At 72.3% G+C, this 24,889-nt stretch carries 17 protein-coding genes; 9 read left to right on the forward strand and 8 right to left on the reverse strand.

Annotated features, from left to right (window positions below):
- Nucleotides 1–85: 85 nt before the first annotated feature.
- Nucleotides 86–778, reverse strand: coding sequence for an endonuclease V (locus ACFWM7_RS18070; protein ID WP_383261683.1), 693 nt, complete (start codon nucleotides 776–778; stop codon nucleotides 86–88).
- Nucleotides 779–1,157: 379 nt separating this feature from the next.
- Between ACFWM7_RS18070 and ACFWM7_RS18075 the strand changes: the two genes are divergently transcribed.
- Both ACFWM7_RS18075 and ACFWM7_RS18080 read left to right on the forward strand, forming a co-directional pair.
- Complete coding sequence (locus tag ACFWM7_RS18075; protein WP_383261687.1) at nucleotides 1,158–1,454, forward strand: YciI family protein; 297 nt, start codon at nucleotides 1,158–1,160, stop codon at nucleotides 1,452–1,454.
- 55 nt (nucleotides 1,455–1,509) lie between these two features.
- Nucleotides 1,510–2,376 carry an alpha/beta fold hydrolase gene (locus tag ACFWM7_RS18080; protein ID WP_383261690.1) on the forward strand — a complete coding sequence of 289 codons (867 nt, stop codon included), beginning with the start codon at nucleotides 1,510–1,512 and terminating at the stop codon, nucleotides 2,374–2,376.
- Between the two features lie 9 nt (nucleotides 2,377–2,385).
- Here ACFWM7_RS18080 and ACFWM7_RS18085 read toward each other — a convergent pair whose 3' ends face one another.
- On the reverse strand, nucleotides 2,386–3,474 hold the full coding sequence (locus ACFWM7_RS18085) for a WD40/YVTN/BNR-like repeat-containing protein (RefSeq protein ID WP_383261693.1): 1,089 nt from the start codon (nucleotides 3,472–3,474) through the stop codon (nucleotides 2,386–2,388).
- A 237-nt stretch (nucleotides 3,475–3,711) separates the two neighbouring features.
- Between ACFWM7_RS18085 and ACFWM7_RS18090 the strand changes: the two genes are divergently transcribed.
- On the forward strand, nucleotides 3,712–4,128 hold the full coding sequence (locus ACFWM7_RS18090) for an SsgA family sporulation/cell division regulator (RefSeq protein WP_205083973.1): 417 nt from the start codon (nucleotides 3,712–3,714) through the stop codon (nucleotides 4,126–4,128).
- Nucleotides 4,129–4,344: 216 nt separating this feature from the next.
- Nucleotides 4,345–5,976, forward strand: a complete 1,632-nt coding sequence (locus ACFWM7_RS18095; RefSeq protein ID WP_383261696.1) for an ABC-F family ATP-binding cassette domain-containing protein — start codon at nucleotides 4,345–4,347, stop codon at nucleotides 5,974–5,976.
- A 116-nt stretch (nucleotides 5,977–6,092) separates the two neighbouring features.
- Here the strand turns inward: ACFWM7_RS18095 and ACFWM7_RS18100 are convergent, their stop codons facing one another.
- Nucleotides 6,093–6,998, reverse strand: a complete 906-nt coding sequence (locus tag ACFWM7_RS18100) for a helix-turn-helix domain-containing protein (protein ID WP_383261699.1) — start codon at nucleotides 6,996–6,998, stop codon at nucleotides 6,093–6,095.
- A 16-nt stretch (nucleotides 6,999–7,014) separates the two neighbouring features.
- Nucleotides 7,015–7,824: an alpha/beta fold hydrolase gene (locus ACFWM7_RS18105; RefSeq protein WP_383261727.1), complete on the reverse strand. Its 810-nt coding sequence runs from the start codon at nucleotides 7,822–7,824 to the stop codon at nucleotides 7,015–7,017.
- A gap of 164 nt (nucleotides 7,825–7,988) precedes the next feature.
- Between ACFWM7_RS18105 and ACFWM7_RS18110 the strand changes: the two genes are divergently transcribed.
- Nucleotides 7,989–10,316 carry an ATP-binding cassette domain-containing protein gene (locus ACFWM7_RS18110; protein WP_383261701.1) on the forward strand — a complete coding sequence of 776 codons (2,328 nt, stop codon included), beginning with the start codon at nucleotides 7,989–7,991 and terminating at the stop codon, nucleotides 10,314–10,316.
- Nucleotides 10,317–10,493: 177 nt separating this feature from the next.
- Nucleotides 10,494–11,468 carry an acyl-ACP desaturase gene (locus tag ACFWM7_RS18115; RefSeq protein ID WP_383261704.1) on the forward strand — a complete coding sequence of 325 codons (975 nt, stop codon included), beginning with the start codon at nucleotides 10,494–10,496 and terminating at the stop codon, nucleotides 11,466–11,468.
- Nucleotides 11,469–11,538: 70 nt separating this feature from the next.
- Here the strand turns inward: ACFWM7_RS18115 and ACFWM7_RS18120 are convergent, their stop codons facing one another.
- The 3 genes from ACFWM7_RS18120 to ACFWM7_RS18130 form a co-directional block, all read right to left on the reverse strand.
- The gene (locus ACFWM7_RS18120; RefSeq protein WP_383261707.1) at nucleotides 11,539–14,913 is read right to left on the reverse strand and encodes a hypothetical protein; all 3,375 of its coding nucleotides are present in this window, start codon (nucleotides 14,911–14,913) and stop codon (nucleotides 11,539–11,541) included.
- Between the two features lie 81 nt (nucleotides 14,914–14,994).
- Nucleotides 14,995–15,249, reverse strand: a complete 255-nt coding sequence (locus ACFWM7_RS18125; protein WP_006128884.1) for a WhiB family transcriptional regulator — start codon at nucleotides 15,247–15,249, stop codon at nucleotides 14,995–14,997.
- Nucleotides 15,250–15,321: 72 nt separating this feature from the next.
- Nucleotides 15,322–16,116: a VOC family protein gene (locus tag ACFWM7_RS18130; RefSeq protein ID WP_383261712.1), complete on the reverse strand. Its 795-nt coding sequence runs from the start codon at nucleotides 16,114–16,116 to the stop codon at nucleotides 15,322–15,324.
- 332 nt (nucleotides 16,117–16,448) lie between these two features.
- On the opposite strand from ACFWM7_RS18130, the gene ACFWM7_RS18135 reads away from it, so the two are divergent.
- Nucleotides 16,449–18,668 carry a DEAD/DEAH box helicase gene (locus ACFWM7_RS18135; protein ID WP_383261716.1) on the forward strand — a complete coding sequence of 740 codons (2,220 nt, stop codon included), beginning with the start codon at nucleotides 16,449–16,451 and terminating at the stop codon, nucleotides 18,666–18,668.
- Between the two features lie 59 nt (nucleotides 18,669–18,727).
- Here ACFWM7_RS18135 and ACFWM7_RS18140 read toward each other — a convergent pair whose 3' ends face one another.
- Complete coding sequence (locus ACFWM7_RS18140; RefSeq protein ID WP_383261719.1) at nucleotides 18,728–19,816, reverse strand: multicopper oxidase domain-containing protein; 1,089 nt, start codon at nucleotides 19,814–19,816, stop codon at nucleotides 18,728–18,730.
- Nucleotides 19,817–20,098: 282 nt separating this feature from the next.
- Here ACFWM7_RS18140 and ACFWM7_RS18145 point away from each other — a divergent pair, with 282 nt between their 5' ends.
- Both ACFWM7_RS18145 and ACFWM7_RS18150 read left to right on the forward strand, forming a co-directional pair.
- A complete protein-coding gene (locus tag ACFWM7_RS18145; RefSeq protein WP_383261722.1) occupies nucleotides 20,099–22,603 on the forward strand; it encodes a ThuA domain-containing protein in 2,505 nt (834 codons plus the stop codon).
- Complete coding sequence (locus ACFWM7_RS18150; RefSeq protein WP_383261724.1) at nucleotides 22,600–24,840, forward strand: OmpL47-type beta-barrel domain-containing protein; 2,241 nt, start codon at nucleotides 22,600–22,602, stop codon at nucleotides 24,838–24,840. Before ACFWM7_RS18145 ends, ACFWM7_RS18150 begins: the two co-directional genes overlap by 4 nt.
- Nucleotides 24,841–24,889: the final 49 nt, after the last annotated feature.

Consider the following 24,889-nt stretch of genomic DNA (forward strand, 5'->3'; position numbering starts at 1 on the left):
GCAGGAACAGGACCGGCAGCCGCCACACGCGTCTCATGACGACGCACGCTATCGCCACCCCGTACCGCTTCTTCGGGCGCCTTCGTCAGGCGGTCGCCTCCCGCAGGGTCCGCCGGCACAGGGCGTCCGCCCGGCGGGTGCTCTCCGGCTGGCGGTAGCGGCCGGCCAGGCGGAGTGTGTGGGCGCAGGCGTTGTCGAGGCTGATGCGGTGGCCGACCGAGACGAACACCGGGCTGGTGTTCTCCCGGGTGCGCAGCGCCCGCCCGACCTCCTCCTCGCCGTCCAGCAGCGGGGAGGAGTCCCCGCGCAGGGGGCCGGGGGCCTCGTAGGTGAACGTGAACGGGTTCTTGCCGACGCCGATCACCGGCAGCCCGGTGAGCACGCCAAGGTGGCTGGCGAGTCCGAAGCGGCGCGGGTGCGCCAGACCGTAGCCGTCGCAGACCACGAGGCCGGGGTCGACGCTCAGCTCCTCCAGGGCCTCCAGCACTGTCGGGATCTCCCGGAAGGCCAGCAGCCCGGGGACGTACGGGAAGGTGATCCTGCCGACGGCGGTGGCCTCGTCGACCGTCTCCAGCGTCGCGGCGTCCAGCACGACGGCCGCCGCGACGACGGTGTCCTTCTCGTCGTCGTAGGCCACGTCCACCCCGGTGACCAGCCCCGTCCCGGGCTCGGGGCCCGTCTCGTCCAGGATCACCCGGCCGCGCAGCCGGTCCTGGATCGCCCGGCCCTCGGCTTCGTCGGCGGGGGTCTCGTGGGCGGGGGTGGGAGAGGTCGTCATGTCCGGAAGCTTATGCGCTGACGGACCCGCGCCCGTGCCCGGTGCGCTGCGAGGTCCGCAGGTCGGGCCGGGTGCGCCGGTCGCGGGCCCGCTCCTCCAGTGGAACAGGGCGGGGAGTTGAGCGAGGCGCGGCGGGCGGCGATCGACTGGCACGTCGGGCCGGAGGACCGCATCCGCCCCCCGGCGGAGTTGGTCGAGCGGCTGAGTCATGACCCGTCGCCCGCGGTCAGGGCGTCGTGGCCCGGGATGGCCGGCTGCCGGGGGGCCGGTTGCTCGAACTCCTCCACGAAACGGAGACCACCGGAGCCGCGGCGGAGGGGCCCGCCCTCGGCCATGGAGGCCATCCTCGCGGCGGCCGGGATCCCGTAGCCTGACGATCATGTTCGTACTCGAATTGACCTACACGGCCCCGGTCGAGCGCGTCGACGCGCTGATGGCGGAGCACATCGCCTGGCTCGACGAGAGTTACGCGGCGGGCGTCTTCATCGCCTCGGGCCGCAAGAACCCCCGGGACGGCGGCGTGATCCTGGCCGTCGGGGAGGACCGGGCGGCGATCGAGAAGATCGCGGCGGCCGACCCGTTCGCCGCGCACGGTGTGTGCGCGTACCGGATCACCGAGTTCATCGCGACCAAGACGGCGCCCGGACTCGCCCCGTACCAGCAGCGGTTGCCGTAGCGGAAGGGCGCCCCGCCGCCGATGAGTTTTCGTGGCGGGGCCGGTCTGTACGGGTATGGAGACCTACACACTGACCACAGCCGGCGCCGACCTCGTGTACGACGTCCGCGGGCCGCTCCCGCCCGCCGACGGCCGCCCGCCGTTGTTCATGATCGGGCAGCCCATGGACGCCACCGGGTTCGTCGCGCTGGCGGCCCGCTTCCCCGAGCGGACCGTCGTCACCTACGACCCGCGCGGGCTCGGCCGCTCCACCCGTCAGGACGGGCGGGTCGACCACACGCCCGAGACCCAGGCCGACGACGTGCACGCCGTCGTCGAGGCGCTGGGGGCCGGGCCGGTCGAGATGTTCGCCAGCAGCGGCGGGGCAGTCACCGCTCTCGCCCTCGTGGCCCGCCACCCCGGGGATGTGACCACTCTCGTCGCGCACGAGCCGCCGCTCATCACCATCACCCCGGACGGCCCGGCGGCCGTCCGCGCCCGGGCCGGGATCCGGGACGCGTACGAGAAGCGCGGGTGGGGCGCCGGGATGGCCGCGTTCGTGGCCATGACCTCGTGGGAGGGCGAGTTCACCGACGCCTACTTCGCCCAGCCCGTACCCGATCCCACCGCGTTCGGGATGCCCACCGAGGACGACGGTTCCCGCGACGACCCGCTGCTGTCCGACCGGTCCTGGGCGGTCAGCGACCACCGGCCGGACGTCGACGCCATCGCCGCGGCCCCCACCCGCGTGGTGATCGCCGTGGGCGAGGAGTCCCGGACCGTGCAGACCGGGCGGACGTCCGACGCGGCCGCCGAACTGCTCGGGCAGCGGGCGACCGTCTTCCCGAGCCACCACGGCGGCTTCCTCGACGGGGAGTTCGGCTATCCCGGGAAGCCCGACGAGTTCGCGGCACGGCTGCGCGAGGTGCTGGACGCCTCGTAGGGCCGCACTCTAGAACCCCAGGCGGGCCACCCGTCCCTTCTCGCCCGCCGCCCAGCAGCCGAGGTCAAGCGTGCAGTCGACGGTGTCGTACGAGCCGGTGTCGACCGTCCGCCAGGTGCGCCCGCCGTCCAGAGTGAGGTCGGTGCCGGTCGGGCCGACGGCCAGGGCGGCGGACCGGCTGTACGGGAGCCAGGCGACGCCGGAGCGGTAGGCGGGCGGCGGGGTGGCGGACTGCCGCCAGCTCCGGCCGCCGTCCCCGGTGGCGGCGGCCGCCTGCGGGGAGGCCTGGTCGGGGCGGTAGTCGCCGCCGACGGCGATGCCGTGTCCCCGGTCCCGGAAGGCGACCGCGAAGACCCCTCGGGCCGGGTCGCCCGCCGGGAGGGTCGACGCGCTCGCCGTCCAGGTCAGCCCCCGGTCCCGGGAGTGCAGGACCCGGGCTCTCTCCGCTCCCCCGGTGGTCAGCCAGACGTCCTTGGCGCCGGAGCTGACCAGGCACTGGCCGCTCGCCGCGAACCCCGCCTCGCCGGGCAGGGCGGCGGGCATCCCGGCATCGGGCAGAACCCGCCAGGAACGGCCGCCGTCCGCCGTCGACAGGACCCGGAACTTCCCGTCGACCGGGTCGCCCGCCGCGAGCCCGTGCCGACTGTCGAAGAACGTCAGACAGTTGAAGAAGGCGCGCGGATCGGTGTTGCGGAAGGACTCCGTCCAGGTCGCTCCGCCGTCCTCCGTGCGCAGGACCCGGGAGGCCTCGCCCTCGCCGATGGCCAGGGCGACGGCCCTGCGGCCGTCGAACGCCTCGATGTCCCTCAGTTCCAGCTCGGCGGCGCCCGGCGGTGACACGTCCCGCCAGGTGCGGCCGCCGTCCGAGGTGCGCAGGACCGTGCCCTTCGACCCGGCGACCCAGGCGGTGGTGCGGCTGACCGCCGCGAGACCCCGGAAGCGGGCTTCGGTGCCGGTGTCGGTGAGCTTCCAGCCGGGCAGGAGCCCGCGGACGGCGGCCTCCTGGGAGGCCTTCTTGGCCTCCGTGCCCTCCGTCGCGTGTGCGCCCGGTGCGACCAGTGCGGCCGCCAGGGCCGCCCCTCCGGTCACGAGTGCCATCAGCCGTCTCGTCTTCCCCATGGCCTTCATGGCGCTGGAAGCTAGCCCACGGGCCCAGGCCCGTCCAGGGTGCGTCGCCGCCGAACGGGCAGGAGAGCGGGGGTGCTCGGAGATCAGGAAGGGGTCGGCCGAGGCCGGTGACGCAGCTCACGCCGCGCGCCGGTGCACGAAACGAGGAGTTCCGTCGTCTACTCCAGTGCCGGGAACCCTTCACCCAGCCGCGAGAGGGAGCAGGTCTTGTCCAGCGTTATCGAGCAGTCCGTGCAGGCTCGCATGGTCGCGTCCGCACCGCGGATGGAGACCCTGCCCGCCACCTTGAGTTACGACCGCCAGTACCCCTTCGCCGTACGCATGGCGTTTCCGGCCCCGGCGACCCTGGAAGGCACCGAGGTCTCCTGGGAGTTCTCCCGCGAGCTGCTGACCACCGGGGTGGACTCCCCCGCAGGCCAGGGCGACGTACGCGTACGGCCGTTCGGGTACGAGCGGACCGTGCTGGAGTTCCACGCCCCCGAGGGCATCGCCATGGTCCATGTGCGCACCGAGGAGCTACGGCGCTTCCTCCAGCGGGCGCAGGAGCTGGTCCCGGTGGGCGACGAGCACCGGTATCTGGACCTGGACCGGGGCCTGACCGACCTGCTCGGCGGTTCCCGCTGACCCCTCGGCCGTAAATCCGGTTGCCGGGCCCGCGCCCCGGCCCTACCTTCGTGCATGTCCCTGTTGTCGTCGATCGGAGTAGGACGTTGCTGATCTGAGGTCCTGTGCACACCGTGCAGCGCCCGCCGCGCCCTGTCGTGGCCCGGAGCGCCCGTGTGCGATCTCAGTTTCCGCCGGCCGTCCTTGTCGTTCCCGACGTACAACGGGAGTTTTCGCATGCCTGCCACCGACACCCATATCAGCTGTACCTCCCTCTCCTTCTCCTGGCCCGACGGCGGCGAGGTCTTCACCGACTTCGACCTGACCGTGGGCCCCGGCCGCACCGGTCTGATCGGCCTCAACGGCTGCGGCAAGTCCACCCTGTTGCGGCTGATCGCCGGTGAACTCGCCCCGCGGTCCGGGATGATCACCTCCCGTGGCGAAATCGGTCATCTGCCCCAGACCCTGGTCCTGGACACCTCGCTGCGGGTCGACGAGGTGCTGGGGATCGCGGACCGGCGCGCGGCGCTCGAAGCGGTCGAGTCGGGCGACGTCCGGGCCGAGCACTTCACGGTGATCGGCGACGACTGGGACATCGAGGAGAGGTCCCTGGCCACCCTGGACGGGCTCGGCCTCGGGCACATCGGGCTCGACCGCACCATCGGGGAGATGTCCGGTGGCGAGTGCGTCCTGCTGCGGCTGGCCGCGCTGCTGCTGGACCGGCCCGGGGTGCTGCTGCTCGACGAGCCGACGAACAACCTGGACGCGTACGCCCGTCGGCGGCTGTACGACGCGGTCGACGCCTGGACGGGGGCGCTGCTCGTCGTCAGCCACGACCGGGAGCTGCTGGAGCGGGTGGACCGGATCGCGGATCTGCGCGAGGGTGCGGTCACCTGGTACGGCGGGAACCTGTCGGCGTACGAGGAGGCGCTCGCCGTCGAGCAGGAGGCGGCGCAGCGCATGGTCCGGGCCGCCGAGTCGGACGTACAGCGGCAGAAGCGTGAACTGTCCGCCGCGCAGGTGACGTTGGCTCGGCGCACGCGGTACGGGCAGAAGAAGTGGGACACCAAGCGGGAGCCCAAGGTCATCATGGGGCAGCGCAAGCGCGAGGCCCAGGTGTCGGCCGGCAAGTACCGCATCCTGCACACCGAGCGGCTGGCCGCGGCCAGGGAACGCCTGGACGAGGCGGAGTCGGCGGTGCGGGAGGACGAGGAGATCCGCGTCGAGCTGCCGGAAACCCGGGTCCACCCGGGCACCGAGGTGCTGCTGCTGCGCGACCCGGTGCCGCCGTACGGGCCGCCGCTGCGCGGCGAGTTGATGGTGCGGGGGCCGGAGCGGATCGCGCTGACCGGGCGTAACGGGGCGGGCAAGACGGCGCTGCTCCGGACGATCGCCGGTGAGCTCTCACCCCTCTCCGGCGAGGCGAGCCCCCTGGTCGCGACGGGGTACCTGCCGCAGCGGCTGGACGTGCTGGACGACGCGTCGTCGGTGGCGCGGAACGTGGCGCGGTCGGCCCCCGACCGTACGGACAACGCGGTCCGGGCCCGGCTGGCCCGCTTCCTGTTCAAGGGGGCCGCGGCGGACCGCCCGGCGGGAACGCTGTCGGGCGGGGAGAGGTTCCGGGCGACGCTGGCGATGCTGCTGCTGGCCGACCCGCCGCCCCGGCTGCTGCTGCTCGACGAGCCGACGAACAGCCTCGATCTGGCGAGCGTACGGCGGCTGACCGAGGCGCTGGAGGCGTACCAGGGGGCGTTGATCGTGGCGAGCCACGACGTGCCGTTCCTGGAGTCGATCGGGATCACCCGGTGGCTCCGGCTCGACGGCGAGCTGCGGGACACGACGGCGGAGGCGGTGCGCGAGGGCCGCTGAGGGGGGCTCCGGGAAGGCCGCTGAGGGAGGGCTCCGGGGCGCGGCGGCCGCGGCCGGGAGGCGGTTGGGCCGGCCTTCCGGAGCTCATCGGGCGCGAGCCCGTCCGGCCGTGTCTCTCATCGGGGCTCGGGGCACCTCGCCGGAACCCGACGGATCGGAGGCGTCGGCAGGGTCAGGGCGGGCGGCGGGGTCGGCCACGCGAGGCCGTCGATGGCGAGCCACGGCGCGGCGGCCACGGCGGTGGGGGTCGCTCCGGTGAAGGCCCTGACCTCGCGGTGGAGATGGGCCTGATCGGCGTACCCGCTGGCGGCCGCCACCCGGGCGGCCGCGGTGCCCGCCGCGAGGAGGTGGGCGGCGTAGTCGAAGCGCACCAGCCGGGCGGCGTGCTTGGGGGCGACGCCGATCTGGGACCGGAAGCGGGACCACAGGCGTTTGCGGCTCCACCCCACCGTGTCCGCGAGGCTGTCGACTCCCATCCGCCCCCTGCTGCTGACCATCAGACGCCAGGCGGCAGCCACCTCCGGATCGGGTGAGGGCCGGGCGTCCAGCCGCCGGGCGAAGGCGCCCGCCGCGATCGTGAACCGCTCCTCCCACGACGGGGCCGCCCGCAGCATTTCCTCGATCCGCGCGGAGTCGCGGCCCCAGACGTCCTCCAGGGGGACGACCGTTCCGCTGAGGTCGGTCGAGGCGCCGAGCACCGCGGCCGCCAGGACCGGCGACAACCGGATCTGCAGGCACTCGACCTTCCCGTCCGCACTGCCGCCGAACCGCGGGGCGCCCGAGGCCAACCCCACGACCGTACTGCCGCGTTCACGCCGGCCGTGGGCGTCGCGGACCAGACCGTCCCCCTCGCTCAGGTCCACGAAGAGGGTCACCGAGGGGTGCGCGACCATGGCGATGTCCACCTGGAGCGGGGCGAGTTGGCGGAACCCGGCCATGGCGACCCCCGGGAGGCGGCTCGGCTCCCGGGGCACGGCGACTTCCACCGACGACCAGTCGAGTGGCGGCTCGGTCGGCTTCACCGCACCAGAGTACGGGTCAACGTCCCGTCGCCGTGAAGCGCAGCAGCAACTCGGCGGTCTCCTGCGGCGCTTCGAGCGGCGGGAAGTGTCCGACGTCGGGCAGCATCTCGACCCGCGACCTCGCCACCGTGTCGTAGAGGTGCGCCGAGGACGGTCTCCACCGGGGATCGGCGGCGCCGAAGATCACCAGTACGGGGACGTCGAGCACGCTCAGGCGCTCGGGGACGCTCCGTCCGGCGATGTACGCGGCGTTGCGGCGCAGCACCGTCCGGAAGGTGCGGTAGCCGATGCCCCGCGCCTCGGCGACGAGGTCGTCCGGGACGTCCACCGGGCGGTTGCACACCGCGGTCACCCCCCGGCGGAGCATCGCGTCGGAACGCACTCGCCACAGCAGCGGACCGAGCGGCGGGGCGATGAGGGCCCGAAGGAGGGCGGGCTGCGGCAGGAGCGCGTCGGGGCCGGGGCCGCTGCTGATCAGTGCGAGGGATTCCACCAGATCCGGGCGGTGTTCGGCGAGGGCGGTGGCGACGTACCCGCCGCTGGAGTGCCCGGCCACCGTGACCGGGCCCAGGCCGAGTTCGTCGAGCGCCACGGCCAGGCGGGCCGCCTGCTCCGGCACCTCGTACGACGCAGCGGGCGGTGAGTGGCCGTGGCCCGGGAGGTCGACCCGGACGACGTGGTGCCGGGCGGCCAGGGCCGGCACCACCGGGCCCCAGGAGCTGCCCGAGGCGCCCGATCCGTGGATGAGCAGAAACGGCGGCGCCTCACGCGGGCCTTCGTGGACCACGTGCATTCCCTGCACGTACGTGCTGTCGTGGATACGCATGTACGCGAGAATGGCGGGGCCGACGGCCTTCGGTCTTGTACGAATGTCGTCACGGCGTATCTCGTCACGGCGTATCTCGTCACCGCTCATGTCGTCACCGCTCATGCGGATCGCCCACGAAAAGGCGACAGAAGCTGTCTGGTATTCCGCCTAGCGTCACGACCATGAATCGCTTCCCCGAGCGCGACGCGGCACCGGCCTCTCCCGGCTCCGCGCACCGCGACATCGTCATCACCGGCGCGCGCGAGAACAATCTTCGCGATGTCTCCCTCCGGATACCCAAGGGCCGGATCACCGTCTTCACCGGGGTCTCCGGTTCCGGCAAGTCGTCGGTCGTCTTCGACACGATCGCCGTGGAGTCGCAGCGGCAGCTGAACGAGACCTTCACCTCGTTCCTCCGCAACCGGCTGCCGAAGTACGAGCGGCCGCACGTGGAGTCCGTCGAGGACCTGTCGGTGGCCATCGTGATCGACCAGAGGCCGCTGGGCGGCAACGTCCGCTCCACGGTGGGCACGGCGACCGACATCTGGTCGGTGATCCGGGTGCTGTTCTCCCGGTGCGGGGCCCCGAGCGCGGGCGGGGCGAACGCGTACTCGTTCAACGACCCCGCCGGGATGTGCCCGGAGTGCGACGGGGTGGGGCGCACGGTCCACCTTGATCTCGACCGGGCGCTCGACTGGTCGAAGTCGCTGAACGAGGGGGCGCTGCTGTTGCCCGGTCTGTCGGTGGGCAGTTGGGAGTGGAATCTGTACGGGAAGTCGGGGCGGTTCGACAACGACCTGCCGCTGGCCGAGTTCGGCGAGGAGGAGCGCCGGCTCCTGCTGTACGGCTCCGGGTTCTCCGTCCGCGTCGACATGCGGAGTGCCTCGGCGGACATGAAGTTCGAGGGGGTCGTGACCCGCTTCGAGCGCCTGTACCTCAAGCGTGACACCACCTCGCTGTCCGAGAAGCGGCGTGAGGCGTCCGACCGGTTCACCGTGGAGCGGGTCTGCGGGTCCTGCGACGGGGCGCGGCTCAACGCGGCGGCGCTCGCCACCCGGATCGACGGGCTGACGCCCGCCGACTACGCGCGGATGGAGGTCGCCGAACTCGTCGGCGTACTGGAGCGGATCGACGATCCGGTGGGCGGGCCCATCGCCGCGGCCGCCCGGGAGCGGCTGGAGCGGCTCGTCGGCATCGGGCTCGGCTATCTGAGCCTGGACCGGGAGACCACGACCCTGTCGGGGGGCGAGGGCCAGCGGCTCAAGATGGTTCGGCACCTGGGCAGTTCACTCACCGGGCTGACGTTCGTCTTCGACGAGCCCAGTGTCGGCCTGCATCCGCGCGACGTGGGCCGGCTGGGCGATCTGCTGGTGCGGCTGCGCGACAAGGGCAACACGGTGCTGGTCGTCGAGCACGACCCGGACGTGATGGCCGTCGCCGACCATGTCGTCGACATGGGACCGCGGGCCGGTTTCGACGGTGGCCACATCGTCTTCGAGGGGCCGTTCGATCGGCTGCGCGAGGCCGATACGCTCACCGGCCGGTCGCTGCGCCGCCGCACCCCGGTGAAGGGGACGGTCCGCTCCCCCACCGGTCGACTGCCGGTGCGCGGGGCGGATCTGCACAACCTCAAGGGTCTGGACGTGTCGTTCCCGGCGGGGGTGCTGACCGCGGTGACGGGGGTGGCGGGATCCGGTAAGTCGACCCTGGTGTCGCGGGTGTTCACGGCGGCGTACCCGGAGGCGGTGGTGATCGACCAGAGCGCGATCAACGCCTCGTCGCGTTCCACCCCCGCCTCGTACATCGGGGCGCTGGACGCCATCCGCAAGGTGTTCGCCCGGGAGAACGGCGTGGACGCGGGGCTGTTCAGCTTCAACTCCGCGGGGGCCTGCAAGGGTTGCTCGGGGCGCGGCGAGATCACGACGGACCTGGCGTTCATGGATCCGGTCACCACGACCTGCCCGGAGTGCGAGGGCCGGCGGTTCCACGACGACGTGCTGAAGCACCGGGTCGGCGGCCGGTCGATCGTGGACGTCCTGGCGATGACGGCGGCGCGGGCGGCCGAACTGTTCGAGGATCCGGCGCTGCTGCGGAAGCTGCGGACCCTCGACGCGGTCGGCCTCACCTACCTCACTCTGGGGCAGCCGCTCTCCACGCTGTCGGGCGGTGAGCGTCAGCGGATCAAGCTCGCCACCCAGCTGCACCGCACCTCCAGCGTGTACGTGCTGGACGAGCCGACGACCGGGCTGCACCTGGCGGACACGGGCCCGCTGGTGGATCTGCTGGACCGGCTGGTCGACGCCGGGAACACCGTGATCTGTGTGGAGCACAACCTGGAGGTGGTCAAGCGGGCGGACTGGGTGATCGACCTCGGCCCGGACGGCGGCAAGCGCGGCGGGGAGCTGGTGTTCGAGGGGACGCCCACCGATCTGCTCGCGCATCCGACGTCCGTCACGGGCCGGTATCTGCGCCGGGATCCGGGGGTGGAATCACCGAATCCGGGGCGGTGAGGAGGGGCCTGCGGAAGGCTCCGGGGCGCCTCTCACGCACCTGCTCACCTGGGCCTATGACTCTGCGTAGCCCGTCCCTGCCGGGGACGGGCTTGGCTTTGACCTTACGGTCGCCTTAACCTACGGTCACGTAACCTACGAAGCCGTAGGTACTTCTCCCGTCCCCAGGAGCTCCCCGTGACGATCACCTCTCCCCACCTCGGCAGCTCGAAGGCGTGGACCGACGCCCAACTGCTGTACGCGCTGGAAGAGGTGGTGGAAAAGGAACTCAACCGCCATCTCAAGGTTGCCAAGGACTGGATGCCGCACGAGTACGTCCCCTTCTCCGACGGCCGGAACTTCCCCGGCATCTTCGAGGACGGCGAGGCGTGGACGGCGGACCAGTCCAAGGTCACCGACATCGGCAAGATCGCTCTCGTGGTGAACCTCCTCACCGAGGACAACCTCCCCAGTTACCACCACGAGATCGCCTCCCTCTTCGGCCGCGACGGCGCCTGGGGCACCTGGGTGCACCGCTGGACCGCCGAGGAGGGCCGCCACGGCATCGTGATGCGCGACTACCTGCTCACCTCGCGCGCCGTCGACCCGGACAAGCTGGAGCAGTTCCGCATGGCGCACATGGCGGAAGGCTTCGAGTCGGACAACCGGCACTCGATGCTGCACTCCGTCGCGTACGTCGCCTTCCAGGAGCTGGCCACCCGCGTCTCGCACCGCAACACCGGCCACCAGTCCGGCGACCCGGTCTGCGACCGGATGCTGGCCCGGATCGCGACCGACGAGAACCTCCACATGGTCTTCTACCGCAACCTCCTGGGCGCCGCCTTCGAGCTGGCCCCGGACCTGACCATGCAGGCCGTGCGCGACGTCGTCGTCGACTTCCGGATGCCCGGACACGGCATGCCCGGCTTCGAGCGGGCCGCCGCGCAGATGGCGATCGGCGAGATCTACAACATGCGCATCCACCACGACGACGTGATCCAGCCGGTGCTGCGCTTCCTGAAGGTCATGGACATCGACGGGCTCGGCCCCGAGGGTGCGAAGGCGCAGGAGGAGCTCGGTCTGTACATGGGCGGGCTTGACAGCGAGGCGTCGAAGTTCGACGAGAGGCTCGCCGCACGCAAGGCCCGGATGGCGGCGCGCGGCCGCGCCTGACCCTTCCCTTCCCTTTCCTTCCTTCCGTTCCCTGCCCCTGACCTGGCGCTCCGGTCCGGGCCCGGGGGCCTCACTCCTCGGCGGTGGCCTCGGCGTACGCCACGTCGCGTACGTCGGCCGAAGGGTGCTGGCGGAGCATCCGCAACTGGGTGCGCCACGGTCCGGTCCACCCGGTGCGCAGGCCGCACGCCACGGTCAGTTCGGCGGCGAGCAGGCCCTCGGCAGGATCCCCCGTGGCCGCCAGCCGGGCGACGACGAGCAGTAGGGCGTCCGGGTCGCCGATCTCCGCTCCCCGGTACCCGACCACCCGCCGGCCGACGGTCTGCGCGGTCCTGGCGGCGAGCGCCGGGCGGCCGGTGTGCAGGGCCGCCAGCGCGACCAGTTCGGAGTGGAGCGGGTCGGGGTCCGCTGCCAGGTCCAGTGAGCGCGCGAGCAGGGCGACGGCGTCCGGCATGAGGTCGCGGTGGGTGGCCAGGGTCCGGCCGGCCTCGGCGAGCACCCCTGCGGCCTGCCGGTTGTTCGGCCCGGAGCGCAGCGACAGCGTTCTGGCCAGATGGCCGATCCGGCGGCGGGCGGGCCGGTCCCGCTCCGCCCCCGCGTCGTCCGCCGTCTCCCCCGTGGCCAGCAGGGACAGGGCGCGGTTCAGGGAGCCGGCCGTCGCCGGCGTGGTCAGCGCGGCGTCCACGAGGGCGTCGGCGGCCGAGCGCCACCGTCCCCGCCGGTCCAGGTCGGTGACCGCGTCGACCAGGACCGCCGCCGCGTGCGGGGCCCAGGGCAGCCAGCGGACCAGCGTGGCGTGGGCGAGGGCGGCCAGGGTGTCGTCGTCGGTGCGGCACACGTCCTGGACCATCCGGGCGTAGCGCGGCCGCAGGGCCGGGTCCAACTCCGTCGGGTGGGCCCGCAACACCGCCACCCGCAACGTGCGTTCGCCGCCCGCCGCGTCCTTCGTCACCTCCCACATGCGTACGTCGCCGAGCAGCGGCGTCCCGGCGGCCACACAGGCGGCCCGCACATCGAGGTGCTGGTCCGGCTGCCCGTACGCGTCGGCGAGAAGGGCGGCCGCCTCTGTGCGGGGCAGCAGGTCGGCGGCGAGGCGGACCATCTCCTTGCGGCTCGTCACCTTGCCGGTGCCGGGAGCCGTACGGGCGGCGAGCAGCGGGGCCAGCCGGGAGGGCCGGGCGTACGCGGCGGCCCGGCCGGCCGCGTACACCGCGACCCGCGCCCGGTCCTCACCGGCGCGGGCGAGCAGGTCGGGCAGGGTGTCGGCGGGCCGGTCGACGTACGCGAGGGCGGCGAGCGCGGCTTCGGCGATCACCACGTCCTGGTCGTCGGTCCAGGGCCGGACGGCGTCCGCGCCCCGCCGGGGTATACGGGCGAGCTGCCCCAGGGCGCCGGTGCGCAGGTACAGCGGCAGCTTCTCGTCCGCCACCGTGCGTTCCACCGCGCGCTGTGCGGCGCGCTGCTGGCGGGGCGTCCAGCACGCGGCCCCGGCCACCTCCACGGTCCAGGGCCTGCCGGGCGCGAGGAACCGGCCCCGGGGCGGCGGCCCGTCGAGGTACGCCGCCAGCAGGTCCGTCCGCCGGCCCGTCACGACGCGCCGGACCTCCGGGAGCGCGATGGCGGACGGGTGCCGGGCGAGCAGCCGCTCGGCCCGATCGTCGCGGCCGTCCGGGGCGCGGAGCCAGAGGGCCGCGGCGCTGCGGGCGGCCGCGGGCTCGCCGTAGTTCACGGCCTGCCACAGCAGCTCCTGGAGGCCGGGCATGGCGTCGGCGCGACGGCCGACGGCGCGGGCGAGCGCCAGGACGAGTCCGTAGTCGGAGCGTTCCGTGCCTGCTTCCAGCCAGGGCCGCAGCGCGTCGAAGACCGTGTGCTCCTGCCCTCGGCGCAGGGTCCGGTCCAGGCGGCCGAAGTCGGCGCTGCCGCTGCTGCCGGTGATGCGGACCAGTGTGCGCAGCGCCCAGTTGAGCAGGTCGCGCTGGCCGGTCACCGCGTGCTCGCGCAGCACGCCGACGGCCAGCGAACCGAGGGCGGAGCGGGTGGCGGGGGACGAGTCGCGGGCCTCCACGGCGTCGGCGGCGACGCGGTCGAGCAGGGGCTCCTCCGCGTCGGTGAAGAGGGCGGGTTTCACCCGGGCCAGGGCGGCGAGAGCGGCGGAGCGGACGGGGTCCTGTTCGTTGCGCAGGCGCAGCAGGTCCTCCAGCACGGTGGCGACACAGGCCGGATCGCCGGAGCGGCCCGCGCTCCCGACGAGCAGCGACCAGGCCGTGGCGCGGTCGTCGGCCGCGGGCCCGCGGGTGGCGGCCAGGAGCTGTTCGCGCCCTTCGTCGAAGGGGAGGTAGGAGGTGGCGAGGAGGACCGCCGCTTCGGCCCCCCGGTCACGGGCCCGCGCCGCCGAACGCCGGGCGACGGCTGCGACCCGGTCACGGGGCAGCGCGTCCAGCACCCCGGTGTCGACGGTGGTCCCCGAGGCTCCCTCGCCCCGGCCCTCGGTGACCGCCTCGTGGAGTGCGGCGCGGCGGGCGGGCGGCAGGGCGCACAGGAGCCGGGGCAGCAGGTCCGGCTCGCTGCGGCCCAGTTCGACGAGGTGCGCGTCGGGCAGGGCGCGGACGAGGCGGCGCAACTGGGTCTCACCGAGCGCGCGGTGCAGGCGCGTGCAGACGTCCGGACTGATGGCGAGGCGGGCGACCCGGACCGGGTCGGCGGCGACGAGACATCCGAGGGGACCGTGCAGGGCGGCCGGGAGGCGGGTGGGACCGAACCGTTCGAGGAGGTCGAGCACCCGGTGCGGAAGGGCGGGGGCGGCGGCGGCGATGCCTCGGGGGTGCCCGTCGTCCTGCCACCAGGCGTTCCTGGCCGCCGCGGGGAGGGCCGCCAGCTCCTCCTCGGCCGAGTCCAGGAGCGGTCCGGGGTGGTGGTGGCCGAGCGAGGACCAGCAGTCGGTCGAGCGCCGCAGTTCCGGCAGCAGGGCCGCGACCGTCGTGGTCGAGCAGCCGGGCAGCAGGCGGGCCGCCTCGATGTCGCCGTACGTGTCGCGTGCCGCGATGATCAGCCGGTCGGCGAGCGCGGTCCGGCGGTCGGCGATGATCGCCCGCACGAGGCGGCGGCGCACGGCGGCGGGCGCGTCGGCGAAGGCCCTCTCGTACGCCGTGTCCGGCACCTCCAGTGTCCGGGCCGCGCGCAGGGCGTGTCCGCGCACGACGGCGTCCTCGTCGGCGAGACGCGCGCCGATCCACTCGGCGTCCCGGCCGACCGCGGCGGCGATCACCGCGGTCCGGCGCTCGTACGGGTCGCCGTCCTCCAGTTCGTCGAGGACGGCGCGCAACGCTCCCTGGGCGGCCAGCCGGCGTGCCCGCACAGCCAGTTCGCCCATGCGCTCCGTGTGGGGCAGCGGTTCGAGCGCGTCGAGGAGGGCGGCGGCGAGGGCGAGCGGTGATGCGTCGGTCATGGCCCGATTGTGCCGGGCTCGCCCCGAACACCCCAGGGGTTTACGGTGCGTGGGTGCGTGCCCCGGTGCGAGCTGGCGCGGTCAGCCCCGGTCGCGTCCTTCTCTGCGCAGCCGCTCGCGCTCCTTCTCCGAGAGCCCGCCCCAGACGCCGAACCGCTCGTCGTTGGCGAGGGCGTACTCCAGGCAGGCCAGCCGCCCTTCGCAGGCGTTGCACAGTTGCTTGGCCTCGCGGGTCGAACTGCCCGGGGCCGGGAAGAAGAACTCGGGCCCGGCCTGGGCGCACAACGCGGTCTCCTGCCAGGCGAGTGCGTCGTCGGTCACGGTGTTGATCAGCATGGAGCCCACGGTGCACGGTGGCGATAAACAACTGATCAACGATGGATCAATCCGGCGGTCGCCGCCCCGCCGCTACTGCCTCGGCTCGGGCTTCATGACCGCGAAGACCGCCCCGTACGGATCGGCGACGTTGGCCATTTTGCCGACGCCGGGCACCTCCACGGCGGCCAGGATCTCCGTGCCGCCGAGCCGCTTCGCCTCGGCCACCGTGGCGTCGACGTCGGCGACCGCGAAATACGGCAGCCAGTGGGGGCCGCGTGCGGCCTCGGACGGAACGTCGCCCATCCGGACCAGGCCGCCGAAGGACGCGTCCGGTCCCACGCCGGCCGGGTGGGCCGTCGTGTACGTGTAGTCGGAGCCCTCCACCTTCATCTCATCGGTACCCCAGCCGAAGACGCTGGTGAAGAACGCGGCGGCCGCCGGGACGTCGGGGGTGTACAGCTCGGCCCAGAGGAACGCGTTCGGCTCCTGGATCACGCCGAAGCCGGGGTGCTCCTTGGGCTGCCACACTCCGAAGTACGCGCCGGCCGGGTCCGTGAAGCCGCCCATGGAGCCGAAGTCCAGGACGTCCATCGGCTCGAACGCGGCGCTGCCGCCCGCCTCGGTGACCGCCCGGGCTGTGGCGGCGACGTCGGGCGACTGGAAGGAGACCGACCAGGCGCTCGGCGATTCCTCCTCGGACACCGTCATCACACCGCCGACGTACCGGCCGTCCAGGGTGAGCATCCCGTACCCCCCGACCTCGGGGCCGCCGGGGATCAGGTCCCATCCGAACAGCTCCCGGTAGAAGGCGGTGGCCCCGTCGAGATCGGGGGTGCCGAGATCGACCCAGTTGGGCGCTCCGTCGAGGAAGGTGGGGCTGATCATGGCGTGCTCCTCAGTCGATCCGAGTGGTCCTGCTCGTCGTGTGCTGCGGGGTGATTCCTTCCGTTCCGAGTCTTGCACCGGGCACTGACAACCGCAGTCCGCACGGGTCCGACCGGGGCCGCGGACACCGGCCGGTGATCGCGTCCGCCGTGCGGCCAGGGTAGGCAGCACGGGCCCGCCGGGGCGAAGCGTTGGACCGGCGCGTCGCGCGGCGGTCGGCGAGAGAGGGCCGGGGGTGTCGGTGGGGCGTGGCACGATGGCGCGGAGGCCGAAGGAGCGGGGCCCCGGGGTGGGAGAGACACCCCCTCGGGAAGAGAAGGACGTACACGTACATGAAGTGGAGCAGGGCGGCGGGCGGCACGGCCGGCGGAACACTCGCGCGCGGGGACACCGGGAGCCCGGTGCCCACCGGCGGCGCGGCCCGGGAGCTGCTCGCCCGGGCGGAGCGGCTGCTGGAGAGCGCCCGTGCCGTGCCGGCGGACCGGGCGAACGCCGTGGCCGCCGTACGTTCCGTGCTCGATCCGCTCCTCGACTCCCTGGTGGGCCGGGAGTTGGCGCACATCCCCGTCTCCCGGCTCAAGGACGTCACGGAGGGGCGGCTGCGGCTCGGGGCGCTGGAGCAGGCCGGGTTCGGCACGGTCGGGCAGATCCACGGGACGGACCGCTACGCGCTGCGGCAGATCCCCGGGGTCGGCGCGCACACCGCCGACCAGGCGTTGGCTGCCGCCGGGCAGATCGCCCGCGCGGTGCGCGACACCGTCTCGGTGCGGATCGACGTGGACGCCCCGGACGACACGTCCACCGCGCTGGTGATCGCCCTGCACCGGCTCGTCGAGGCGGGGCCGGACGCACGGCGGGCGGTGGACGCGGCCCGGCTCCTGACCGAACTGCTCGGTCCACCGGTGGCGGCGGCCGCGTCGGCCGGGAGCCGGCTGCGGATGCTGTTCGCCCGGCGCAACTCCCGGGCCCGGGCGCGGGAGGCGCTCGACTCGGTGCGGGCAGGGGTGGCGGACGCCGTGGAGCGGGAGCTGCCGGTGCTCTTCGCGCAGGCGTCGGCCGACCTGCTGCGCTCCCCGGCACCGGCCGCCGAGGCCTGGGTGGACTTCGAGCTGCGGTCCGCCGAGTACTACAGCCTGCTCGCCGAGCTGTCGGGCAGCGGCCCGGACCGGGACGCCGCCGAGGGGTTCCTGCCCGCCGGGATCGCGGACCGGGTGCGGGCGCTGCGGCTCGACGACACGCGTCTACGGGTGTCCCTGCGCGGCTACCAGGCGTTCGGGGCACGGTTCGCGCTGGCGCAGAAGCGGGTGGTCATCGGGGACGAGATGGGCCTCGGCAAGACCGTCCAGGCCATCGCCGCCCTCGCCCATCTCGACGCCCACGGCGAGACCCACTTCCTCGTGGTGTGCCCGGCGAGCGTCCTGATCAACTGGACCCGGGAGATCCGGGCCCGCTCCACCCTGCGTGCCGTTCCGGTGCACGGGGCGGAGCGCGTGGAGGCCTTCGCGGACTGGCGTGAGTCGGGCGGGGTGGCGGTGACCACCTTCGACGCGCTGCACCTGCTGCCCGAGGGGGCTGCGGCCCAAGTGCGGCCCGGGATGCTGGTGGTGGACGAGGCGCACTTCGTGAAGAACCCCGACGCCCGCCGGTCCCGGGCGGTCGCGGGCTGGGCGGAGCAGGTGGAGCGGGTGCTGTTCCTGACCGGCACACCGATGGAGAACCGGGTGGAGGAGTTCCGCAGTCTGGTGCGCCAACTGCGCCCCGAACTCACCCCGTCGGTGAGCACGACGCACGGCGCGGCCGGTTCGCGGGCCTTCCGCCGGGCCGTCGCCCCCGCCTACCTGCGCCGGAACCAGGTGGATGTGCTGGCCGAACTCCCGGCGCTGGTCCAGGTGGACGAGTGGGAGGAGTTCGGGGCCGAGGACCGGGCCGCCTACCGCGAGGCGGTCGCCTCCGGGCGGTTCATGCGGATGCGCCGGGCCGCCTATGCCGTGCCCGGGACCTCCGCCAAGCTGGAGCGACTGCGCGAACTGGTCGGCGAAGCACGGGAGACCGGGCTGAAGGTGGTGGTCTTCTCCTACTTCCGCGAGGTGCTCGCGGCGGTCGGCGAGGCTCTGGGCCCTGACGTCTTCGGGCCGCTCTCCGGGAGCGTCCCGCCGGCCCGGCGGCAGGAGCTGGTCGACGCCTTCTCCGCGGTGGAGGGGCACGCGGTGCTGCTGAGCCAGATCCAGGCGGGCGGCACGGGCCTGAACATGCAGGCGGCCTCCGTCATCATCCTCTGCGAGCCGCAGATCAAGCCCGCGCTGGAGCACCAGGCCGTCGCCCGCGCCCACCGGATGGGGCAGGTGCGCACGGTCCAGGTGCACCGGCTGCTGGCCACGGACAGTGTCGACCAGCGGTTGGTGGAACTGCTGGCCCGCAAGGACCGGCTCTTCGACGCGTACGCCCGGCGCAGCGACCTCGCGGAGACGACCCCGGACGCGGTGGACGTCTCCGACGCCGAGCTGGCCCGGCGCATCGTCGAGGAGGAGCAGCAGCGGCTGGGGCCTGTCTGACGGCACCGGCACTCCGTGACCGGGCCCGCCCCCTCCGCGGGCCCCTTGCCGGGCCGGGGTCAGTGCTGGTGCTCCCCCGCGCCCGCCCCGGTGTCCTGCGCGGCAGCCTTGTCCGCGCTCTTCTTCTCGGCCTTGTCGCCGGTCTTCTCGCCCGACTTCTTCCCGGCCTCCTTCTCCGTGGATCCGGCCGTGTGGTGGTGGGGTTCGTAGCCCGGGATCGTGCCGTCCGGCTTCTTGATCAGCAGAAGTCCCGCCATCCCCATGTCGGAGTGGCTCTGGACATGGCAGTGGTACATCCACGCGCCCGCGCCCACGCGTTCGCCCGCGATGATCTGGAGGCCGAAGGAGTCGGCGGGGCCGCAGATCTTGTTGTCGATGACCCGGCTGGGGTCGTCGGGGCCGGTGAGGATGCCGGTGCGGTTGTCGGCCCAGCGGTGACCGTGGATATGGAAGGTGTGGTAGTACTCGCCGTGCGTGATCATCACGAATTCGAGCCGGTCACCCACCGTGGCCTCGAAGTTGACGCTGTTGTGGGCCGTCTTGTTGTTGATCATCATGTCGTTGAAGACGACCGTGCACGTCTGGTCGGGCAGGATGTCGCCCTTGCGGCGGACCACGACCGGGCCGTAGAGCCCCTTGCGGATGCCGCCGGTGCCGTGGTCCGTGCCGACGACGTGGTCGTGGTAGTGCCAGTAGCCCGCGCTGCCCGGCTCGTAGGTGCCGTCCTTGCGGCGGCCCGGGGCGTGGGTGCGCCAGGTGTAGGTCCGGGTGCCGCCGGGTTCGACGTGGCTCTTGTTCATCCGGGTGCCGTCGTTGGCGATGTCGTAGTCCACGCCGTGCACATGGAGGCTGGCGTCGACGTCGGTGAGGTTCTCGAACTCGATGTGGACCGTGTCGCCCTCGTTCAGCTCGATGAGGGGGCCGGGGATCGAGGCCTTGCCCTTCTCGAAGCCGTACCCCAGCTCGCCGTTGGGCAACTTCTCGGCGTACATCTTCAGTCGGCGGGTGACACCGCCGGCCGGGGCCGTACGCGGCGGGTTCTCGGCCGAGCTTGCCTCCACCGCCCCGAGCGACAACGATGTCACTCCCGTCGCGGCGGCCGCCGCGCCACCGACCAGCATCCGCCGGCTGAAGGTCCTTCGGTCCATGTCGAACTCCCCACTGCGATAAGGAAACTGGCGAAACCGCCGAGACGGAACGGCGCTCACGGGATCCCCGGAACGGGCCACACCGTAGCCGGGGCACCTCCGTTTATCCACACTCAGGACAAAGTTCGTGCGATTGCTGCCGTAGCTATTGGCGGACCGCGAAAAGAGGTCTAGCTTCGTGCGCTGTCGCAGTGAAACAAGAGTTACTGAAGCGTTCTGACGCAGAGTGAGCAAGCCACAGTCACCGAGAGGTGCAGTGACCACAGAGGGGTGGGTGACCACATGCAGCGCGCATCACATCACCGGTCCAGATCACGACGCGGCCTCGCGGCGGCCGTGGCGGCCGGCGCACTGACCGTGTCCATGCTGGGCAGCGGCGGCCCGGCCAGCGCGGATCAGTCGCCGGACCGGGCCCTGGTCGAGAAGATGGCGACAACGTTGTCGCTGCCGTCCCCGCCGGGCGCGAAGAGCCAGGTGAAGGTGCTGGTCTTCCACGCCTCGGCGGGTGACGAGGCGCCGTACACGGACGCCGGGATCGCGGCGATCGAGAAGATCGGGCTGTCGGGCCCGGAGGCCCAGCGGTTCACCACCGTGGCCACCGCCGACCCGAGGGTCTTCACCAACGGCAAGCGGCTCGGCTCCTTCCACGCCGTCGTCTTCCTGACCGGCGGGGGTGACGTCCTCGACCCGGAGCAGGAGGCGGGCCTGGAGGCGTACATGGAGGCCGGCGGCGGCTTCCTCGGCGTCCATGACGCGGCGCGCACCGAGCCGTACTCGGACTGGTTCACCGGCCTGGTCGGGGCCCGCCCGGCGGCGAACAGCCCGGCGTCCGTGCAGCGGGCGACCGTCGAGATCGGCGACCGGGTGCACCCGGCCACCAAGAGCCTGCCGTTGGAGTGGAAGCGCCCCGACAAGTGGTTGAACTGGACGAAGAACCCGTCAGGTGACGTCCACACCGTGGCACGCGTACGGGAGTTGACGTACAAGCCCGGCGAGAGCGCCAACGGCTGGGACCACCCGGTCTCCTGGTGCCGCGACTACGACGGCGGCCGGTCCTTCTACACCGCGATGGGCGGTACGGCGGACAGCTTCGCGGAGACCGACTTCCGGGACCACCTGCGCGGGGCGCTCTCCTGGACGAACCGGACCTCGCAGGCCGACTGCAAGGCGACGATCACCTCCAACTACGCCGCCGAGCGGGTCACCCAGCCCAACCAGCCGGGCCAGAACGACCAGATCGGCGAGCCGCACGGCATGGTGACCGCGTCGGACGGCCGGGTCTTCTACATCGGGCGCGGCGGGGCCGACAGCTCCCAGCCGGTCGTCACCGACTGGGCCGACCCGAACATCGGCAAGGGCAAGGGCGAGGTCCACGTCTACGACCCGGAGACCAAGAAGGTCACCCTGGCGGGTGCGCTGGACGTCTTCGGCAACAAGGGCGGCGGCGACGAACTGGTCAAGAACGAGGAGGGGTTGCTCGGCATCGAGCTGGACCCCGACTTCGCTTCCAACGGCTGGGTCTACCTGCACTACACGCCGCACGCGAAGATCGACCGCGACAAGCGCATGGCGACCCGTCAGGTGTCCCGCTTCACCTTCGACTCCGCGACCAACAAGCTGGATCTGGCGTCGGAGAAGGTGCTGCTCGGCTGGCCGGTGCAGATCAACAGCTGCTGCCACGCGGGCGGCGGCATGGCGTGGGACTCGAAGGACAACCTGTACATCGCGACCGGTGACAACAACTCCTCCGGTTTCAGCGACGGTTACTCCGGCAACAACCCGCAGCCGAACTACAAGGGCGTCTCCTTCGCCGACGCACGGCGCACCGCCGGCAACACGAACAACCTGAACGGGAAGATCCTGCGGATCCACCCCGAGGACGACGGCACGTACACGCTGCCGTCCGGCAACCTCTTCACCGGCGAGGAGCCGGACGAGGGCGGCGGCAAGACGCGCGGCGAGATCTACGTGATGGGCGTGCGCAACCCGGCCCGCATCTCGATCGACCCGTCGACGGACACGCTGTACGCGGGCTGGGTCGGCCCCGACGCGGGTTCGCCGTCCACCACCTGGGGCCCGGCGAAGTACGACACGTTCGCCGCGATCACCAAGGCCGGCAACCACGGCTGGCCGTACTGCATGGGCAACAACCAGCCCTACCGGGACCGCAATCTGCCGGACCCGACGAAGCCGCTGGGCTGGTACGACTGCGACGCCCCGAAGAACGAGTCGCCGAACAACGACGGTCTGGTCAAGCTGCCGCCGGTGACCCCGAACACCATCTGGTACTCGCCGCAGGGCGGCGGGGTCGACTACCCGCGCGACGAGAACGGCGTACCGAGCTACAAGCCGGAGGAGGGCAAGGAGCTGCTGCCCTGGCTCAAGGGCGGCGGGCAGGCCACGATGAACGGCCCGGTCTACCGCTACGACGCGCAGAGCGAGTCCACCGCCAAGTGGCCGGCCTACTGGGACGGCAAGTGGTTCGTCGGTGACTTCTACGACGACACCCAGCCCCGGCACGCCGTGCTCACCGACCCGAAGACGGTCGGCAAGGGCGGACTGCCCACGCACGCCGAGTCGTTGAAGAAGATCATCCCGGTCGGGGCGGACGGTATCCGCAATCTGATGGACTGGAAGTTCGCTCCGGACGGTTCCCTGTACGTCCTGGACTACGGGCGCGGCTTCTTCACCTCCGACTCCAAGTCCGCGCTGTGGCGCGTGTCGTACAAGGGCGGCGGCGCGACGCCGGCCGCCGCGGATCTCGTGGACAAGGCGGCGGCGAAGTGAGACACCATCCCTACCTCACACGCAGGCGGCATCGTCCGCCGAGCTTCTGGGTGGCCCTGCTGGCCTCCCTCCTGATGGTCCTCGGGCTGACCTCGACGGCCGCGTACGGCAAGGGCGGCGACGGCCCCGGGGCCAAGGCCGCCGACCAGGTGCTGACCTGGACCGCGGGCGACCCGATCGACCGCTATCTGACCGCGCCGGAGACGGCGGTGGCCGGCGCGGCGACGATCGTCTTCGAGAACAGCACGGCCACCGGCAACACGACGAGCATGCCGCACACGCTGACGTTCAGCACGTCGGACCCGGAGTACAACCAGGACGTCCAGCTGAACATCCTGGCCAACCCGAGCGACGCCGAGGGCGGCAAGCACAGCGTCGAGGTCACCCTCACACCGGGGAAGTACTTCTACCACTGCACGATCCCCGGCCACGGTGAGATGAAGGGCGTCCTGACCGTCACCGAGGGCGGGGGCGGCGAGGACACCGAGGCCCCCGCGACCTCGGCGAAGGTCGACGGCGACCAGAACGGCGACGGCGCGTACATCGGCCAGGCGTCGGTGACCGTCGAGGCCACCGACGCGGGTTCCGGCGTCGACACCGTGGAGTACGCGCTGGGGGCGGACGGCGAGTGGCAGCCGTACACCGCGCCCGTCGTGGTGAACGAGGTCGGCGACCACATGGTCCGCTACCGGGCCACCGACAAGGCGGGCAACGCGGCCGAGGAGAAATCCGTCGACTTCGCGGTGGCGGCCCCGCCGACCGACGACGAGACGCCGCCGGAGACCTCGGCGACCGTCTCGGGCGAGAAGGACGACGCGGGCGCGTACCTGGGCATGGCCACGGTCACCGTGACCGCGTCCGACACCGGGTCCGGCGTCAACACCATCGAGTACGCGCTCGGGGCGGACGGCGAGTGGCAGCCCTACACCGCACCGGTGATGGTCCATGAGCTGGGCGAGCACACCGTCCGCTACCGGGCCACCGACCGCTCGGGCAACGTCGCGGACGAGAAGTCCGTCGACTTCACCGTGGTGGAGCCGCCGTCGCAGGACCAGACGGCTCCGGAGACCTCGGTAAAGGTCGAGGGCGACAAGAACAGCGACGGCGCGTTCATCACCAGCGCCAAGGCCACGCTCACTGCGACCGACGACGACTCGGGGGTGGAGAAGGTCGAGTACAGCCTCGACGGCGGACCGTACCTGGCGTACACCACCCCGGTGATCGTCGACCGCGTCGGCCACCACTCCATCGCCCACCGGGCGACCGACAAGGCGGGCAACACCTCCGAGGCGAAGAAGAAGTCGTTCACCATCGCCCAGGGCGGCGGGGTGCCCGCGCCGAACTGCGCGGAGTTCGACGAGCGGCACACCGTCTTCGTCGGCACGATCGACACGGGCGTCCCGAACCGGATCACCCGTAACCGCTGCACGATCAACGAGCTGATCGAGGACGAGAAGGACTGGTCCTCCAACGCGCTGTTCCTCAAGCACGTGACGTCGGTGCTCGACAAGCTGAAGGCCGACGGCGTCATCGACCAGCGCGAGCGCAGGGCGATCAACCAGGCCGCCAAGCAGTCGGGCATCGGCAAGCCGGGCCAGTCCGAGGGCTACACCAAGCTCTTCGACGGCACTGCGGCCTCGCTCGCCAAGTGGGAGCAGGTGGGCGGCGGCGCGTTCGAGCTGAACGAGGAGGAGGGCTCGATCACCAGCTCCACCACGGTGGACGGCATGGGCATGCTCTGGCTGCCGAACCGCGCGTACGGGGACTTCTCGCTGAAGCTCCAGTGGCGGGACGACGCCCCGGGCTCGGGCAACGCCAACGGCGGGGTCTTCGTCCGTTTCCCGAAGGTCCACGACCACCCGGAGGAGTCGCGTCCGGAGTGGGTCGCCATCAAGTACGGCCATGAGATCCAGGCCAACGACCGGCCGGACGGCGACATGTACAAGACCGGTTCGGTCTACGGCTTCGACCGGGTGGGCCTCGGCGGCGCCGGGGTCACCCCGAAGGGCACCTGGAACGACTACGAGATCAAGGTGGTGGACCAGCACTACGAGATCTACCGCAACGGTGTCCTGATCAACGAGTTCGACAACACCCGCGGTCAGCTCTTCGAGCCGCCGCGCGGCGACGACCCGGGCACCGACGGCCGGCGGTTCGCCTCCGGTTACATCGGGCTCCAGGTGCACGGCGTCACCGACGTCATCTCGTACCGCGACGTCCGGATCAAGGAGCTGTAACCCGCACCGAAAGTCTCAGGAGGCCGCGACCGCATGCTCAGGCGTGCGG

The sequence above is a fragment of the Streptomyces sp. NPDC058375 genome, assembly GCF_042723425.1.
Lineage (GTDB): Bacteria > Actinomycetota > Actinomycetes > Streptomycetales > Streptomycetaceae > Streptomyces > Streptomyces durocortorensis.

Coding starts and splice junctions, on each gene's coding strand:
- ACFWM7_RS18070 (WP_383261683.1), bottom strand. CDS start 778: ATGACGACCTCTCCCACCCCCGCCCACGAGACCCCCGCCGACGAAGCC.
- ACFWM7_RS18075 (WP_383261687.1), top strand. CDS start 1,158: ATGTTCGTACTCGAATTGACCTACACGGCCCCGGTCGAGCGCGTCGAC.
- ACFWM7_RS18080 (WP_383261690.1), top strand. CDS start 1,510: ATGGAGACCTACACACTGACCACAGCCGGCGCCGACCTCGTGTACGAC.
- ACFWM7_RS18085 (WP_383261693.1), bottom strand. CDS start 3,474: ATGGCACTCGTGACCGGAGGGGCGGCCCTGGCGGCCGCACTGGTCGCA.
- ACFWM7_RS18095 (WP_383261696.1), top strand. CDS start 4,345: ATGCCTGCCACCGACACCCATATCAGCTGTACCTCCCTCTCCTTCTCC.
- ACFWM7_RS18105 (WP_383261727.1), bottom strand. CDS start 7,824: ATGCGTATCCACGACAGCACGTACGTGCAGGGAATGCACGTGGTCCAC.
- ACFWM7_RS18110 (WP_383261701.1), top strand. CDS start 7,989: ATGAATCGCTTCCCCGAGCGCGACGCGGCACCGGCCTCTCCCGGCTCC.
- ACFWM7_RS18120 (WP_383261707.1), bottom strand. CDS start 14,913: ATGACCGACGCATCACCGCTCGCCCTCGCCGCCGCCCTCCTCGACGCG.
- ACFWM7_RS18125 (WP_006128884.1), bottom strand. CDS start 15,249: ATGCTGATCAACACCGTGACCGACGACGCACTCGCCTGGCAGGAGACC.
- ACFWM7_RS18130 (WP_383261712.1), bottom strand. CDS start 16,116: ATGATCAGCCCCACCTTCCTCGACGGAGCGCCCAACTGGGTCGATCTC.
- ACFWM7_RS18135 (WP_383261716.1), top strand. CDS start 16,449: ATGAAGTGGAGCAGGGCGGCGGGCGGCACGGCCGGCGGAACACTCGCG.
- ACFWM7_RS18140 (WP_383261719.1), bottom strand. CDS start 19,816: ATGGACCGAAGGACCTTCAGCCGGCGGATGCTGGTCGGTGGCGCGGCG.
- ACFWM7_RS18145 (WP_383261722.1), top strand. CDS start 20,099: ATGCAGCGCGCATCACATCACCGGTCCAGATCACGACGCGGCCTCGCG.